The following is a 15,795-nucleotide window of genomic DNA, read 5'->3' on the forward strand; positions in this document are numbered from 1 at the left end:
ATTATTTGAACAAGGTTCATTTCTGAAGTAAACTCTTTGCCCTATCGGCAAAAAGCACAACGCAATATAAAATGATGTTGCATATTATACACGAAAAATTCGCCAATGCAAGGTATTTATTGGGTTTTATCGTGAATTTTTATGCCATTTTTATGATATTAACAAAAACCATACCAATTAAAATTTGGCAATACAAGCTCATAGCAAATCACCAAATCGGTAGCCATTAATTAAAAAATCGCCGTTTTTGCTTGATTTATGGTTTTTTTAGATAAGGCCATGCTGCTTTTAGATAAATCATCATTGACCACAAAGTCAAAATCACCGCAATCACCATCAGCACATAACCGACCATCTCAAGCGACTGCCAGTTAAGCAGCAGCACCGTGATGGCAATCATCTGAAAAGCAGTCTTAAGCTTGCCGACATAAGACACCGCCACGCTGGTGCGAGCCCCCAATTCTGCCATCCATTCTCGCAGTGCCGACACGGCAATTTCTCGTGAAATAATCACCATTGCAGATGTCGCCATGACGATGTTTGGGTGCCACTGTACCAAAATAATCAATGCCACCGCCACCATCAATTTATCCGCCACAGGATCCAAAAACCGCCCAAATGCCGAAGTCATGTTCATGCGGCGTGCCAAATAACCATCAAGCCAATCGGTGATTGCTGCCAAAATAAACACCAAAGTCAAAAGCAAGTGCCGCAGCATGCTATCGCTGTAATCAAGCATACCCAAGCGAGCAATGGCATTGTTAGGAATGGCAGCCACACCAATGCCCAATGCTGGCGGCCAGTAAGCAATCGCCACAAACAAAGGAATCATGGCAATGCGGGCAATGGTCAGGTTATTGGGCAGATTAAATACCGATGTTGGCTGATTGGGCTGCTCGGATTTAAGGCTCATATATCTTATCCGGATAAATTTGCCCTATGATACCCAATTTTGGCAAAATTTTCCATTGCTTTTATTTGGATTTTGTCATACGCATCGCACAACAAACCGTGCTTTTGTGCCACAAAAATGCTACCATAACCGCATTTTGATGATTTGATGGCTCTTTGGCCAAAGTGAGTATTTTGTGAGTACAGTTGTTGATGCCGTGATTATCGGTGCTGGTGCGTCAGGGTTATTTTGTGCCTTTAATTTGGCAAATTTTGGCAAATCGGTGCTGGTCATTGATCATGCCAATAAAGCTGGCAAAAAGATTTTGATGTCAGGGGGCGGCTATTGTAACTTTATCAATCGGCAAGTTGAACCGCAGCATTTTATTAGCCAAAATCCGCATTTTGTCAAATCCGCCTTGGCCAAATATGGTAGCGATGATTTTATCAATCTGGTCAAGCGCCACAACATTGCCCATCATGAGCGTGAGCATGGGCAGCTATTTTGTGATCATAGTGCCAAAGACATTGTCAATATGCTTATCGATGAATGCCAAACGGCTGGCGTTGAGATTCGCCTGCTGACCCAAATTGAGCAAATCCATGCGACTAAGACGGGTTTTGCCATTCATACACGGCATAAAAAAGACGCCACAAGCGATGTCATCAGCAGCACCGCACTCATCGTTGCCACAGGCGGATTGTCCATTCCGACACTTGGAGCAAGTGGCTTTGGCTATCAAGTCGCCACGCAATTTGGTCATCAGATCGTCCCTACCGAAGCAGCGTTAGTGCCATTTACTTTTACCGATAAAATTGGTGAGATGATCAAATCTTTGGCAGGTGTTGCTATCGATGTCATCGCTTATAATGACAAAATCCAATTTCGCCTGCCGCTGCTATTTACCCATCGTGGGCTGTCTGGCCCTGCCATGTTGCAGCTGTCTAATTATTGGCAAGTCGGCGAGCGTATCAGCATTAACCTACTGCCAAACTTGGACGCCAGCCAATATCTGCTCAATACCAAACGGCAATCGCCCAAAAAACTGCTCAGAACGGCATTGGCAGGCATTTTGCCCAAAAAACTCATCGCCGCCTTTGAAGCTTATCTGTGGCAAGCGTACAAAGACACCGAACTTGCCAACATCAAAGATGATGACCTGCGTCAAGTCGGCTCAATGCTCAACGCTTGGCATATCAAGCCCAGCGGCACCGAAGGCTACCGAGTCGCTGAAGTGACTCGTGGCGGTGTCGATACTCGTGATGTCTCAAGCAAAACCATGGAATCACGCCTGCAAAACAACCTGTATTTTATCGGTGAAGTGCTTGATGTGACTGGCTGGCTGGGCGGTTATAATTTTGCGTGGGCATGGGCAAGCGGCTATGCTTGCGCCGAAAGTGTTGGTATGCGTTGGTCTTAAGACTATCGCTTGCATGATTTTGCTTGAATGATTGTGCTTAAATGCTTTTAATGCTTTAACAGTTTTAACGATTTTAAAAGCATTGTTAAAATAAAATAGGGCAAAAAATTCGCCCTATTTTTATTGGCTTGATTGTATTGGCTTGGTTTTATTGGTTTAACTTGATTGATTGTCATAATAAACTTACCAATCATCAACCATCATTGACCAAATCAAGCCAGTTTTTTGACCACAAATCCCAGATGACGCACGGTGTTTTCTTGCTCCATCGGTGCTAGGGTCGCTCTGTCGTGCGGTTTGTCTTTTAGGTAAGTGCGTGCCACACGCTTTAGATCGTCCAAAGTGACGGCTAGGATTTTGGCACGCATTTGCTGCTGCCATGCTTTATCACGATTGTGCAGCTCGCTCATGCAGCATTTGACCGCTTCACCTGCTGGCGAACCCGGCTTATCCATGCCAGCAATGATGCCCAAAATCGCTTCGGTCAGCTGCTCTGGATCGTGTTCGTTATCCAAAAGCCAGTCGATGCTTTTGGTAAAATGGGCAAAAGTCTGCTCACAGTTTGGATCACGATAACTATAAAATCTAAACGCCCCAGCATTACTATCAAAGCTGGCACCGCCGCCGTACGCACCGCCTTTTTCACGGATCGCCCCATGCAGGTAGCCATTACGCAAAAACGGTGCTAACACCATCAACGCTGGCGTGTCGTCATGCCCTGAAGTGGTCGCAGGATAGGCGGCGGCGTTGTGATAGACATTGGTCGAAATCAGCCACGCCATATCGCCATCATCGCCATTGATGTGATTCAACTCATCAAATACCAAAGTATCTGTCGATGGATTGTCTGTATTTTGATTTACTTGAGCATCAAGCTGCTTGGCAATCTCGCCCAGCAAATCATCGCTGGCATGCGGCTCACAAACCAGTAAAATTTGCTTTGGCAAGCCAATCAAAGTGTGATGCAAATCCGTCAATCGCTGACCCAGTGTCGTCCATAATGCTGGGTCGTTTTGGGCGGTATTCAAAAATGACTTGAGTGCTGCCAAGGCTGGCAAACCTGAATAAGCGTATTCGGTGCGTGCCTGCCGACTCATGCGGCGTGATGCCGTCTGCATGGCATAAGCATGCCCTGCCCCTGCCAAGCGTGATTGCCAGCTGCTTTGTTTTTGTTGTAATAATTCACGAATGCGGTCAGATTCGCTAAAGATAGAATGATTTAATACTTCACTAACCAAGCCAATCGCTTCAGGTTTACGGTTCAATGCTCGAGTCGCCAGCACAAAATAACTGCTCATGGCATCGGCATCGTGTAAATCGGTGCGTTGGCTGATGCGTGCCGTTACTCCAGACGAGTGCGACGCCTGCACCGCCTGAAATGCTCTGGCGTCATAATTTGTCGTGCCAACTTCGGACAATAATGTCAGATATAAAGGCAACAGCGGATTATTCATCACCTGATTTGCCACCTTGTCGTCAAGCGGTGTAATCAGCTGATAATAATACAAGCCGTTGGTGCCAGTGTGGTACAGATGCACAGGATAAGTGCCATGGCTGGTTGTCAGCGTCGTCTGCGTGCCATGCGTGAAGGCGACATCGCTTGGCACATCATCAAGACCAACCTTTGGCAACAAGTCCACATCATCTGGCGTGGCTTGGCGTGCTTGCAAATCTGCCATCTGCTGGCGGATTTTTGCTCGCTCATCATCGCTTAAAGTGCTGTCTAGCTGTGCCAGTGCTGCCTTTTCGTCCGCCAGCAAACGAGCGGCTTTTTGGGTGTCTGGCGACATGGTCAGACGCACACGATGCGGATTGTCAATCAGATGCGTCTTAATCAAATTCTGCACCCAATTTGGCTGCTGTGCCTGCTGTTTTAGCCATGCCAAATGCTCGTCAATTTGCCAAACATCGAGCGGATTGCCACCATGGATTGCCGTGCTAAAGCCTTCAAGCATCAAAGTCAGCCCATACGGCATGCTATCGCCACCAATGTGCCGTTGGTCAATCTCGATCTGATGCAGCACGGTTTGGATAACTTCGTCTGAGATTGGATTATTAGCAACATCACGCAACAAATCCAAAATCCCCTGCTCAACCGCTTGGGCATACTCCACTTCTGAGCCACGCAATCCAGCATAAAACGCCATGTGGTAATGGCTATCGTCCAAGCCCAAAAGCGGACTTGGTGCGCTCGCCAGTGGGTGGCTCTCAAGGTACGCTCGCAGTGGCGAACCACTATGCTCAATCAGCACCCCTTCCATCAGACGCAGCGACAGACGCAAGCGTGGGTCGGTGATGGTCGGCAGCAGCCACGCCAGCACATGATGGGTCATGTTCTTATCATCGGTATCGGCACTATAAGTGTCCTGTACCGCCACTGGTGCGGTCAGGTCTTGCTCTTTGATGGAAGTGAATTTTTTGCCTTTGGCGGCTTTTTGATTGTCATCAAATCGTGCCAAGGCGTCGTTGTGCAATTTGGCTTGGATTTCACCGACGGCAATGTCGCCAAAACTCATGATAATGGCATTGCTTGGGTGGTAGTGCGTCTGATGAAACGCCACCAAATCGGCGTGGTTTAGCTTGGGAATGTCAGCAGGATTACCGCCAGAATTATAATGGTAAGTGGTCGTTGGGAACAGGTGCGGCACCAAGGCATAATACAGCTGCTCAAGCTCGCTACTCATCGCCCCTTTCATCTCATTAAAAACGATGCCGTGGTATTCAGGCTTATCATGCTCGTCAAGCTCGATACGGATACCTTCTTGGGCAAAATCCAGCGGGTGAATGTTTGGGAAAAACACGGCGTCCATGTACACCGACAGCAGATTAAAAAAGTCCTTTTTATTTTGACTGGCAAACGGATAAACCGTCCAATCACTTGCCGTCATCGCATTCATAAAGGTATTCAAAGAACGCTTCACCATGCTAAAAAACGGATCTCGCACAGGGTATTTTTCTGAACCGCAAAGCACCACATGCTCCAAAATGTGTGCTTCGCCACGAGAAGTCATCGGCTGAGTCGCAAAGCCAATCATCAAGGCATTTTCTTGATTATCACACGCCAAGTGATAGTGCATCGCACCAGTGGCACGGTGGCGTGAAGTCAGCACCGTGATGCCCAAAGCGTCAATGCTTCGGCTCTCGACAAGCTCAAAGCTGTCATGTAAAGTGGTTGTCATTTATTATTCCTACTTTTTGTAAAATTTAGATAATTTTATAAAGAATGGATTAATTAGGCAGGCAAATGGTGGTCAAAACTATCCAAAATTGCCCAAAATCTACCCTGCCAAACCGTGCTATTTTATCATAATTGATGGCGATATTTTCAAAATTTGCCCCATTTTCACCCCATTTCACCACAAAGATTTATCCAAAAACCCAATGCTTTGATAAGATTTGCCTGATTTTTGCAAAATTTCTACAAAATCCAACAAAGCCTTGAACAAACGGCATAACAAACAGCATAATAATGGCTGAAATCTTAGATAAGTTTTGATATACTAAGCATATACTAAGCCAAGGCGGTTTATCCGATTTTTTGCACGCTAACACGATAAGGAGTCGATGATGTATCAGCATGTACTACTGGTTACCGATCTAAAAGACGACACCGATTTGGTCGCCAAAAAAGCAAAATGGATTTTGGACGCCGAGCCGCAAGCACAGCTGTCGGTTTTGCATATTGTTGAAGAGACCATGCTGGGCTTTGGCTATGAGCTGATTCCAGCGTCTGCCCTGCATGAGCAAATCGATGATGAGCGTTGCCAAAAAGCACGAATCCGCCTTGCTGAAGTTTTGGCACGCAATCATTTGCAAGCCCATCATGTCAATATCAAAACCGCCATCTCTGGACGCAAGGGCATCGTGGATTATTGCCAGTCGCAGGCGGTAGATTTGGTGGTGATTGGTCGCCACAAACGCACTGGACTGTCGGCGTGGATTGCTGGGGCAACCGCTGACAGCATTTTGCCTGATGTGGACAGTGATTTGTTGGTGGTACAACTGGCTGCCGACTAATCCGCTGCTTACCATCGTCCCAAGTCGTCTATTTTGCATAAAATCATTTTATGCCAAGTGGACGGCTTGCGATTTTTTGGTGAATTTGATTTTAACGCATTGAATTTATTGAATTTATTTTTATTTTAACCATTAAGAGATATCACTATGTATGACATCGTTGCCATCGGTAATGCCTTGGTAGATACCGAATTTACCCTATCTGATGCAGCACTGGCCGACACTGGGCTGACACTGGGCAATATGACCCTTGCCGACACCGACACCCAAAATGCCCTATTTGCCAAATTAAGCGAACAAGGCAACACACCTGCCAAGCAAGCAGGTGGCGGCTCGGCGGCCAACAGTATGGTTGCCTTTGCATCCTTGGGCGGTACGGCGTTTTATCATTGCCGTGTTGGTGGTGATGATATGGGCGATTTTTATTTGGCAGATTTGGCAAATTCTGGCGTGCAGACCAGTGCCGATTTTGCCGTCCAAACCGATGGTACGACTGGCTCATGCGTGGTGCTGGTTACGCCAGATGGCGAACGCACCATGCAGACGCACCTAGGAGCCAGCAGCCAAATCAATGCCGACAATGTCAAATTCGACACCCTAAACGGTGCCAAATGGTTGTATTTGGAAGGCTATCTTGCCATGTCGCCAAGTGTTGCCGATGCACTTGAGCAGCTGCACCACACCGCCCGCCAAGCAGGTGCCAAAATCGCCGTGAGCTTTGCCGATCCTGCGGTGGTCAAATTCGCCAAAGACGGATTACAAGCGATGCTAAATCGTGGCGTCGATGCGGTATTTTGCAACCTAGAAGAAGCCAGCTTATTTGCCAATGCTGATGGCGATGCCGACCCTGTCAATGCCCTGCTAAAATACAGCGAGCTGGTGGTCATCACCAATTCAGACAAGCCAACCGCCATCGCCTGCCGTGGTGATAACGGCATCGAAGAATACCAAGTTGAAAGCGTTGCCGTCAGCCAAGTCATCGACACCAACGGTGCTGGCGATAACTACGCTGGTGCTTTCTTGTACGGCTTATCACAGGGCTTGGATTTGCCAAGCTGCGGCAAATTGGCGGCGGCGGTCGCTTCCGCCATCGTCAGCCAGTTTGGCCCCCGTCTGACGGTTGCTGATTATCAGGCGATTAAAGGGTCTGTTTTATAATCTGCTTTTTGATAAGTCACATCATATAGTAAAGTTAGATAAATTTAATCCCATAATGATGTTTGAAAACCATTATGGGATTGTTTTTGTAATGTATCAGCCCTGCCTTAATGCAATGTATTTAAAAATATTAAAATAACTTAATAATATATAAACCATTTTATTGCGTTTTTTAGCAGCAATTCGAGAGCATTGACTTTTATTTATGGAAATTATACCATACTTTAATAAGTCTAAATTTAGCATTTTTGGCAGTGGGGTTTTAAAACCTTTGGTTAATTGACACAACCTGTCAATCCTCTATGGTAAAGTAGCTAAAAATTGGTGGTCGTAAGGCAATGAGGACAATGGTTTCAAAAACAACTAAGCTGGCAGAGCGTTTGGGCGAATTGCTAAAATTGTTAAACAAAGGAAATCGAGTTGATATTTATCAGCTGAGCGAATATTTTTCTGTTTCAGCTCGCACTGTTCAGCGTGACATCAGGGATCGTTTTACCTTTTTGGAATGGGAAGAGTACGGACCTCGTTACTACAAACTCAACCTAACTCATCTGGGTATTTTAAATGAGCAAGATATTCAACGCTTCGCCCGCTTTGCCAGTATTGCCGATCTTTTTCCGAAAATTGACCGCGAGTTTTATCAAGAACAGCTCACCCGTAGCGTGCAAGTAAAAGGCATTCAATACGAAGATATTAGCCATTTAGATAAAGCATTTAAGCAACTACAAGAAGCAATTCAACAGCACCATTATGTGCATTTCAAATATATTAAAAATCAGACAAACACGGCTAAATTTTATCAAATCGCCCCTTATAGCTTAATCAATAAAAACGGCATTTGGTATTTAATCGGCACAGATAACGATAAACAAAAAACATTCTGCTTCACGCAAATTTCAATGTTAAGAACCCTGAATGAAACGTTTGAGCCAAATAAACAGTTTATCGAAGAAATTAGCAAAAATGACAGTATTTCCCACGGTAATCAAATTAGTGAAGTCATTATTCAAGTCGCCCCCTTTGCGACCCCATATTTTCTACGGCGTAATTTGTTACCTAACCAAAAGTTACTACATAAATTAGATGACGGCGGATTATTACTGGCGTGCGAAAACGTGAATGAATTAGATATTGTGCCATTGGTGCAATACTGGATCCCGCATTTAACCATTATCAGCCCACAGGGGTTGCAGGGGAAAATGGTGGAGGAAATTCAAGAATATATAGCAAAACAATATTAAAAAACGAATTATTATTCACAATATTTAATTGGAGCAAATATGTTTTCAAAATCAAAAGGTAAAGAACAACAAACATTAGATGAAATATCTAAGCAGGTTTTAGCTGAGACTAAAAAATATTTAAAAGATAATTCACTTAAAGAGGATATAGAAGAAAAATCACCTATGGAAAATAATCGTAAACAACCTACAATTTCAGTGGACATTACTACACCACAGGTAACATTAAATGATGTAATACTTTCGGCATCGACCAGAACCCAACTTGAAGAAGGAATGGCAAAATTACGATTTCATAAAATCATCTATGAAGAATGGAATTTTGCTTCTGTAGATAAACAAGGTCGTTCCGTTATACTAAATTTTTATGGCGATCCAGGTACAGGTAAAACGCTGACAGCAGAAGCATTTGCAGGAAGTTTAAATTTACCTATTATTAAATTAGGGATTGCTGAATTAGAAAGTAAATTTATGGGGGAAACATCAAAGAATATTCAAAGGGTGTTTCAAAAAGCAACAGAAAATGGGGCAGTACTATTTTTTGATGAAGCTGATACATTATTAGGGAAACGTTTATCATCCGTTACTCAAGGGATCGATAATGAAGTTAATTCAATGCGTTCAACCTTATTAATTGAATTAGAAAAATTTGATGGTATTGCGATTTTTGCTACTAATTTTGCCAAAAATTATGATGAAGCATTCCGTAGCCGTATTAGCCATCACATTCATTTTGATTTACCTGATTCGGAAAACCGTAAAGCATTATGGCAAAGGATGTTAGTTGAACAAATTCCACTAGAAGGAGAAAGAGAACAAATTATTACCAATATTGCAGAATTAACCGAAGGGTTTTCAGGTAGAGAAATACGTACTTGTATGCGTTTAGTATTACCTAAAGCATTACTAGAAGCCGAAAAAGCACGGGTAGAACCGAAAGTAACCTTAGAGCAATTACAAGCGGTCATCTCTCAAGTAAAACTTGCAAAAAAAGAAGTAGCAAGTAGTCATGGTCGTCGTTCTCGCACTGAAACTTCTGAGGAAATGAATGTAGCAAGATCGTTATTAGGTGTTTCAGAGTAATTTATTAAATATAGGAGTAAAAAATGGGATTCTTCAGTAGTCTTTGTGATGGTGTTAAAAGTGTAGCATCTGCAACGTGGGAAGGCGTCAAAAGTGCTGCATCTTCGGTTTGGGAGGGCGCCAAAAAGGTTGCTAGAGCAGTTGTTGATACAGCAGTGGAATCAGGTGGAAAGATTGTTGGTGCTGTGAAAACAGTATATAACGCTGTAAAACCTTATTTAAAACCTGCTGCAGAAGCAATAAAAACTGCTGCTACTGCTGCCAGTGTTTATTTTCCTTGGGCAAAAACGGTCGGAGATGCATTTGCGAAAGGATTAGAGTGGCTGCATACAGCTGGTGATAATGATGTGGTTAAGAAAATAAGTGAGGCGATAGAATGGGCATTGAAAAACCTCAGAACTGTTAAAGAATCATTCTTTAACGAAAAAGAAGAGGAGGAGGCGATTAAACGCCAGAGAGATTTAAATAAAGCGATGAGCCTGATGAAAACAGAAGAACAACGCCTTTCAATTCGTTTTGCTCAATTGATTAATGAGTATATTTTGGTCAAGACTCGTATCAAAGATGCTTTAGATAGTTTTGAGACAAGCAATTCAAATAATTTTGAACATTATTTGCGTTTAAGAGCTACGCAAAAATTATTAAAAATCACCGAAAGACATCTGTCTAAGGCTCAAGAATTAAGTGAAATTTCTGACGATGATGTATTTTTAATTGAAATGGGCAACAAATTATTAGAAAAAAAACCATACTTAACATCAGACGAAGGAATGAGATTGGATAGACTGATTCAACACCGTTGCAATGGTAAAACACTATTACCATTTGTTTTTGAAGAATTGATTTTTTCTTGGAATGTCAGATTAAATGATATGGAGGAAAAATGGGACAATTTGAATGCTAAAATTGCTAAATTAAAACATGCACTTAGACAACTTCAAGTCAAACAAAAAATTGAAGGGCTTTCGCAGAATGAAACAATTCGTTTGAATGACTTAACCAATGAGGTTCAAAATCTAAGTGCGCTTTTAGAGGATCAAGAAGCCCAAAATAGAGCAATGCAAAATTATGTTTATGCATCTGAAGGTTTCTTGCAAGTATTGGAAAAGACCGAAGAGCAATGGATAGACGAAGATAGAGAATGGGTTCTTGAAGAAAGTTCCGAAGTAGGAATGTTGCTAATTGACTGCGTCGAGAATAATCACCCATGGGGCAGCTTGACTAAAGAACAACAATCTCTGATTTCTGATTTCGCCAATGTATTTGCCAAAGATAGCCAAAGACGAACAGAAGAAACGATTGATGAAATTGAGGTGGCATAATGTTTAGCTTAGATATTATTTATTTTTTAAGTCCTTATTCAGGAAAGTTAGAAATTCTACCTGTGGTGTTTTTTCTGATTATTTTATTTTTATTTGTTTTTACAGTTGTAAATTTATATAAAAATGCCAATCAAGAAAATTGGGAGAGAAATTGGGTATCTAAAAAATTAGATATAGAGAAAGGAAGTCTGTCTGAGCTGAGTCAAAATATAGCTTCTAAATCAGAATATGTAGCGGACGCAATGCCGGGGATTATTTTGATTGTAGGTCTATTGGGTACATTTATCGGTCTAGGATTGGCACTAGACAAAGCATCAAATATCCTAAGTAGTGCCGATATGAATAATGTTGATGGCTCTATGGGGCAACTGATGCAAATGATGGAGGGACTTGGTACTAAATTTAAAACATCAACTTGGGGATTGATTGCATTTCTATTATTAAAATTTATTTCAGCAAGAAATAATTATGATGAAAGAAGATTAACCTGGACATCAATCAAAGTTAAGTCTATTTTAGAAAATAGTCGCCAAGAATATCTCTCATCATTAGAAAAAAGACAAGAAGATTTGCTTATTTCTATTTCCAAACTGACCGAGAAATTGGAAAAATCTCAAGAAGAGAACCGTAAATCAAACGAAAACTTGTTAAGTGGTGTTATTGAGCAACAATCTAAAACAAGCACCGCCACTCAAGAAGCAAATAATTTAGCTCATAAAGTATTGCGAGACTCATTAAATGGGCTATTTAATCAGCTATTAGACAATCAGGCGAAAATTAGTCAAAATAATACGCAATTACTTGAAAGAATTTCAAGTAAACAAATAACATTATTAGATCAGCAACATACTGAATTTAAAGAAACTACCAATACAATGGCAAAGGTAATTTCTGGCACTATTGACAGTTCGTTTGCCAAATTGCTTTCTCAGCAGCTAGAGCATTCAAAAGACAATCAAGAGAGCCTAAAAGAATTAACCCAAGAAATCTGCAACTCAATCCAAGCTTCGCAGGAGTGCATTATTGAAGCAGTGGATAAAAACAGTGCATTCTTGGAAAAAACCGCTCAAGAGAGTGAAAAAACTCGAAATGCGATGGATAAGTTTGTCAATGAAAGCTTAAAAACCATTGACAGCCTTAAAGAATCGGCGGGTGGCATGTCTCAAGCTGCAAAAGATATGGGGGATTCAGCAAAAGACATAGGAGATTCGGCAACCAAACTCCAAACAGTAATCGATTCTCTTGCAGATGAAATGGACAAGTTAATGTCCCAAATGAAAAACGATTTGGGCGAGACTATCAGCAAGATGGATCAGAGCTTTGTTGCAAATATGGATAAAATGACTCGGAATCTCAATGCAACCATTGGCGATATGAACAAAAGCTTCAAACAGAATATGGTCGAAATGTCAAAAAACTTAGAGCGTGCAACCACTGATATTTCACAAGCAGTAAAGCAATTATCTAAATCAGTAGACGATACGATGACAAATGTCAGCAATACAATTAATAAATCCATGGATTTGCAAAAAAATGCTCAGCTAGTATTTGTTGCAACAAGTGATAATTTAAATGAACATGTTATCAAAATGACAAATCTGGTAGATAAACTCAGCGGCGATATTACAAGCGGACTTGCAGCTGTATCCGCCAGTAACAGATCAATGACGTCATTAGACAAACGTTATAATACAACATTAGATCGAATTGCAGACTTGGTTTCTGCACTGCAACAAATTAGTGAGAAATTGAATGAAAGATAAACCAAATGAATGGGTTTCTATTTCTGATCTGATGTCAGGCGTAATGGCTATTGTAATGCTTTTATTGGTTGTATCAGTTTTACAAAAAACCTATTCTGAATTTAAACACCAACAAGAAATGCAACAAGGTGATTTTGCCCAGCAAAAGAAAATGACCGAGATGTTATCAAATCTCAAGCAATCCATTTCTGAACAAGGGGCTTCTGAACTCGTGGATTTCAATATGGCAGATTCAAGGATTATTCTGAAAGATGGCGTATTTGAAAAAGGGAGTGCTTGCATCACACCTCTTGCCCAAACCGCCTTATCAAGTATTGAAGATAAGGTGATTGAGCATCTAAAAAATGCACCCAACCACGAGATTTTTGTTGAAGGTTATACTGACAGCGACCCTGTATCTGTACCTGTTACAAATTTTGAGAAATATTGTACGGTATATGATGATAATTATACTTTATCCGCTGCCAGAGCAAGAGAAGCTAGAAAGTTAATTATTGGCAACCTAACGGAAAAAGAAGCAAAGAAAATTATTGTTGCAGGCTATGGGGATTCTAGGTTATTACCCAACATTCCAAGCATCGATTCTAGAAATAGACGAGTTGAAATTCGATTTGTTATTAATAAATCTAACCAAAAATAGGCATATTAGATAAAATTGAAAATTATCATAAACAATCAAGATAATTCAATAGCTTTTGCTTACAAATTCACACGCTGCTAGTTGGCTTAAAAACAACAATCATAGCAAACATGGGTGATAAATTTGTTGGCTTATGAGTTTTAATGTATTTTTACTTGGTGAATCAAGGTTGCCAAATTTAAACTTATCTAGTGAAGATTCTCTGGCAGTATTTCATATTGCCAGAGAATCCGTGTATTTTTAGCTATTTTAGGATTTTATTAAAGCAAAAGTCTAATTTTTACTTTTATTTACTAAAAAATAAAAGTAAAAATAGGCGTGATTTTAATTACATCAACTATGCACTTTTTATAATCACTGATTCGCAAAACTCTACAAATCTTTTCAATCTCTTTTACCCAAGCCAAACAACATTTTTAAAACACCACTTCCACACGCCCAAATAGCGAAACATTGTGGTCTTGTTGCGTTAATTTGTTATTATAATAGCTGACATCGCCCTGCAAAAACACCCACTCACGCCACACAGGCTGGCGGTAGCTGATGTATGGCCCATAGGTGTTGAGATGGGCTTTTTTATCGACAATATCGCCACCTGTGTACAAGCCATAATTTAGCTCGCCTGTGCCACGCTTCACCTGCCAATGATGTCGCTGAAACAGGCTACTGCTCCAGTTGAGATTTTCTTCGTCTTTGTGCGTATAATGCAAATGCGAGCGGCTGACGATAGCTCGGCTGTCAGACTGTGCCTGCGCAAACTCTAGCGTGGATAACGCCATATGTTCGCTGCGTGAGCCATAGCGGTAGGTCTGCTCAAATCGTGCCTGCACATCAGGCGATAATTGCCAATTTTTGCCAATTTTTGCACGGATAAAAATATCATCAGAACGCACGCCCAAATCCACATCTAAGCCAGTGTCGTGGCGAAATTTTGACCAACGCAATGCCAAAGATGAGTTGTCTTCACGAGCTTGGCGTGAGTCATATGCCTTATCGTCTTTTTTGTTGGCGGTGGCTAGACGGCTATCGGTCAAGATGCCACCATCGGCAGGCTCATCGTCCAGATTGTCATCACCAAAAACGACACTCAGACGATTTTCTAAAGCTGGCAGTTTAACCTTACCACGCAGTCGTGGCTTGATGGTCGTGCCGTCTTTTTCGCTCCAAGTGGTATCGACAATCACACGCAAACTGGCTCGTGCTGGCTTATTAGGGTCAGTTTCACCAAACCAATCATCGATATGATGTGCCGTGCCTTGCAGCCAGCCTTTGAATTGGCGGCGATGATTATCCAGCCAACCTGTCTGACTTGGCGTGCCATCAATCGATACCGACGCTGACTTGTCTTGGGGTAGTGGTTCATTTGCCATCACCGTCATTGGTAATAATGACAATAATGGCAAGATCGGCAGTAATGCCATCGCCCCAAGCGGTGCGGTCTTATTTTTCATCATGTGATTCATTATATTATTCATCATTAATTGTTCATTTGCCAAGGGTTTTGGCTCTGGTTATCATCTGCTGCTTATAACTGCTTAAGCCACAACTGCACGGCAAAACCCATAAACAGCCCACCAGCCAACAGCATCGCCAGCACGCCAAGCAGTGCATGTTTGGCAAATTTGCTTGCCAAAAATTTACCAGTATAAATCAATAAAGTCAAATAACCACAACTGACCGTCTGCAAAATCAACGCCAAAATCAAAAAACTCAGCCATGACTTGTCGTAGCTTGGCTCGACAAATTGCACAAAAAACGACAAGAAAAACAAAATCGCCTTGGGATTGGTCAGGCTTAGGCCTAATGCACGATAAAAGTAATTTTGTGCTGCTGGCGGCTTGATGGCGATGGGCGTTTGGCTGATGATGTGGCGGTTTTTGAATGTCTGATATGCCCCTATAAGTAGCCGCACGCCGATATATGCCAAATACAGCCCACCAATCAGCTTAATCAGATGAAACACGGTCGGATACAGCTTTAAGAGCGTGCCAGCACCCAAAATCGTGGCAATCATCAAGAGTGTATCGCCAAGCAAAATGCCCGCCATCGCTCGCCTGCCTGCCGCTCGCCCATGCGATGCCGACACCGATAAGCAGTACAAACTGTTTGGGCCGGGCAAAGCAATAATCACCACCACAGCCACCACATAAGTCAGTAAATCTGTAATCCCAAACATTTTAACTCATCAACCCAGACCCATTGCTGTTTGCCATCACTATACCCAATTTGCCCAACGCTTGCAATATTTTTACATTTGCC

12 protein-coding genes are annotated in these 15,795 nt (G+C 42.1%); 8 read left to right on the forward strand and 4 right to left on the reverse strand.

Translation table 11 applies throughout. The features are described from left to right. Positions 1-256: 256 nt before the first annotated feature. Positions 257-913, reverse strand: a complete 657-nt coding sequence (gene pgsA / locus ACFBZI_RS02550) for a CDP-diacylglycerol--glycerol-3-phosphate 3-phosphatidyltransferase (protein WP_375714885.1) — start codon at positions 911-913, stop codon at positions 257-259. Between the two features lie 175 nt (positions 914-1,088). On the opposite strand from pgsA, the gene ACFBZI_RS02555 reads away from it, so the two are divergent. Beyond that, positions 1,089-2,312 (forward strand): BaiN/RdsA family NAD(P)/FAD-dependent oxidoreductase, encoded by a 1,224-nt coding sequence (locus tag ACFBZI_RS02555; RefSeq protein WP_375714886.1) that lies wholly within the window; start codon positions 1,089-1,091, stop codon positions 2,310-2,312. Between the two features lie 212 nt (positions 2,313-2,524). On the opposite strand, the gene ACFBZI_RS02560 is transcribed toward ACFBZI_RS02555, so the two are convergent. Beyond that, positions 2,525-5,491, reverse strand: a complete 2,967-nt coding sequence (locus ACFBZI_RS02560) for an insulinase family protein (protein ID WP_375714887.1) — start codon at positions 5,489-5,491, stop codon at positions 2,525-2,527. A 388-nt stretch (positions 5,492-5,879) separates the two neighbouring features. Between ACFBZI_RS02560 and ACFBZI_RS02565 the strand changes: the two genes are divergently transcribed. The 7 genes from ACFBZI_RS02565 (at position 5,880) to ACFBZI_RS02595 (ending at position 13,536) form a co-directional block, all read left to right on the forward strand. After that, entirely contained in the window at positions 5,880-6,329 is a 450-nt protein-coding gene (locus tag ACFBZI_RS02565) for a universal stress protein (protein WP_375714888.1), read from the forward strand. Positions 6,330-6,476: 147 nt separating this feature from the next. Continuing rightward, positions 6,477-7,487: an adenosine kinase gene (locus ACFBZI_RS02570; protein ID WP_375714889.1), complete on the forward strand. Its 1,011-nt coding sequence runs from the start codon at positions 6,477-6,479 to the stop codon at positions 7,485-7,487. A gap of 347 nt (positions 7,488-7,834) precedes the next feature. Continuing rightward, entirely contained in the window at positions 7,835-8,728 is an 894-nt protein-coding gene (locus ACFBZI_RS02575) for a helix-turn-helix transcriptional regulator (RefSeq protein ID WP_375714890.1), read from the forward strand. Positions 8,729-8,767: 39 nt separating this feature from the next. Then, the gene (locus tag ACFBZI_RS02580; RefSeq protein ID WP_375714891.1) at positions 8,768-9,811 is read left to right on the forward strand and encodes an ATP-binding protein; all 1,044 of its coding nucleotides are present in this window, start codon (positions 8,768-8,770) and stop codon (positions 9,809-9,811) included. Positions 9,812-9,834: 23 nt separating this feature from the next. Further along, positions 9,835-11,133: a hypothetical protein gene (locus tag ACFBZI_RS02585; protein WP_375714892.1), complete on the forward strand. Its 1,299-nt coding sequence runs from the start codon at positions 9,835-9,837 to the stop codon at positions 11,131-11,133. After that, a complete protein-coding gene (locus tag ACFBZI_RS02590; protein ID WP_375714893.1) occupies positions 11,133-12,896 on the forward strand; it encodes a hypothetical protein in 1,764 nt (587 codons plus the stop codon). The genes ACFBZI_RS02585 and ACFBZI_RS02590 overlap by 1 nt, the downstream gene beginning before the upstream one ends. Then, positions 12,886-13,536, forward strand: coding sequence for an OmpA/MotB family protein (locus tag ACFBZI_RS02595; protein WP_375714894.1), 651 nt, complete (start codon positions 12,886-12,888; stop codon positions 13,534-13,536). Before ACFBZI_RS02590 ends, ACFBZI_RS02595 begins: the two co-directional genes overlap by 11 nt. 416 nt (positions 13,537-13,952) lie before the next feature. Here ACFBZI_RS02595 and ACFBZI_RS02600 read toward each other — a convergent pair whose 3' ends face one another. Together ACFBZI_RS02600 and leuE are read right to left on the reverse strand one after the other, a co-directional pair. Then, positions 13,953-15,014, reverse strand: coding sequence for a hypothetical protein (locus tag ACFBZI_RS02600; RefSeq protein ID WP_375714895.1), 1,062 nt, complete (start codon positions 15,012-15,014; stop codon positions 13,953-13,955). Positions 15,015-15,061: 47 nt separating this feature from the next. Further along, positions 15,062-15,712, reverse strand: a complete 651-nt coding sequence (gene leuE / locus ACFBZI_RS02605; RefSeq protein WP_375714896.1) for a leucine efflux protein LeuE — start codon at positions 15,710-15,712, stop codon at positions 15,062-15,064. Between the last annotated feature and the right edge of the window lie 83 nt (positions 15,713-15,795).

Source organism: Moraxella marmotae, from assembly GCF_042219885.1.
GTDB lineage: Bacteria > Pseudomonadota > Gammaproteobacteria > Pseudomonadales > Moraxellaceae > Moraxella > Moraxella marmotae.